This window comes from Pseudomonas fluorescens (assembly GCF_902497895.1).
GTDB classification, from domain to species: domain Bacteria; phylum Pseudomonadota; class Gammaproteobacteria; order Pseudomonadales; family Pseudomonadaceae; genus Aquipseudomonas; species Aquipseudomonas fluorescens_BP.
Map to the genome: position 1 here is coordinate 1 of NZ_CABVHQ010000152.1, position 1673 is coordinate 1673.

General features: G+C 62.3%; 1 protein-coding gene. It reads left to right on the forward strand.

The genetic code is table 11. The features are described 5' to 3' along the window. Nucleotides 1-310 precede the first annotated feature (310 nt). On the forward strand, nt 311-1459 hold the full coding sequence (pdxB, locus tag F8N21_RS30240) for a 4-phosphoerythronate dehydrogenase PdxB (RefSeq protein ID WP_150645597.1): 1149 nt from the start codon (nt 311-313) through the stop codon (nt 1457-1459). Nucleotides 1460-1673 lie beyond the last annotated feature (214 nt).

The window sequence follows — 1673 nt, forward strand, 5'->3', positions numbered from 1 at the left end:
GCCGGTGTTCCTGATCAGTTGCGGGTGTACTCGGTGGGCGTAGGAGCTGGCGCAGCCTGCGATCTTTTGGCGGTTCTGAAGATTGCCCAAGAGCAAGATCAAAAGATCGCAGCCTGCGGCAGCTCCTACGGTGTGCCGGTGTTCCTGATCAGTTGCGGGTGTACTCGGTGGGCGTAGGAGCTGGCGCAGCCTGCGATCTTTTGGCGATTCTGAAGATTGCCGAGGAGCAAGATCAAAAGATCGCAGCCTGCGGCAGCTCCTACACAGTGCCATGTGCGCTTATACTGCGGCTCCGCGAAAGGAGCCTGCCATGCTGATTGTTGCCGACGAAAATATCCCGCTGCTCGATGACTTCTTTGCCGGTTTAGGTGAGATTCGCCGTCTCCCCGGCCGCGCCATCGACCGTGCCGCCATCGAGGAGGCCGAGGTGTTGCTGGTGCGTTCGGTGACCACTGTCGACCGCGAGCTGCTCGAAGGCAGCAAGGTGCGGTTTGTCGGCACCTGCACCATTGGCACCGACCACCTGGATCTGGATTACTTTGATCGGGCCGAGATCAGCTGGTCGAGCGCTCCCGGGTGTAATGCCCGTGGCGTGGTTGACTACGTGCTTGGCAGTCTCTTGACCCTGGCCGAAATCGAAGGCGCCGACCTCACTCAGCGCACTTATGGCGTGGTCGGTGCCGGTGAAGTGGGCGCACGGCTGATCAAGGTGCTGCGAGCCCTGGGCTGGAACGTGCTGGTCTGTGACCCGCCACTCCAGGCGGTGGACGGCGAGGGCTATGTCAGCCTGGAGCAGATCATCGAGCAGTGCGATGTCATCAGTCTGCACACGCCACTGAGTAAAACCGGCGACCAGCCGACCTGGCACTTGTTCGATAAAGACCGTTTGAGCCAACTCAAGCCTGGCACCTGGCTGCTCAACGCCAGCCGTGGCCCGGTGGTGGATAACGCCGCGCTGCGCGAAGTGCTGTTGCAGCGCGAAGACCTGCAAGCGGTGCTGGATGTCTGGGAGGACGAGCCGCAGGTCGACGTGGCGCTGGCGGAGCTGTGCGTGATTGCCACGCCGCATATCGCCGGTTACAGCCTTGATGGCAAGCAGCGCGGCACGGCGCAGATCTATCAGGCATTTTGCACCTACCAGGGACGCCTGCCTCAGGTGAGTCTCGATGAGTTGTTGCCCGCGCCGTGGCTGGCCGAGGTCAGCCTGAATGCCCACAGCGATCCCGCCTGGGCGTTGGCCATGTTGTGTCGCGCAGTCTACGACCCGCGCCGTGACGATGCGGACTTTCGTCGCAGCCTGGTGGGCACAGTGCAAGAGCAACGCACCGCGTTCGATGCCTTGCGCAAGCATTATCCGCAGCGGCGGGAGATTGATGGGTTGAAAGTGCGCATCGAAGGGGATTCGCCGGCATTGCGGCAGATGGTGGCGGCGCTTGGGGCGGTGTCCATTCAGGACTGAGTTGGCCCTAACCAAGGATCAAAAGATCGCAGCCTGCGGCAGCTCCTACAGGCACCCACGACATTGCAGGGGCATGCGGTCGGCGTAGGAGCTGGCGGAGCCTGCGATCTTTTCGGCGGAGACCACCATCGCCAGGATCAAAAGATCGCAGCCTGTGGCAGCTCCTACGGGCACCCACGACATTGCAGGGGCATGCGGTCGGCGTAGGAGCTGG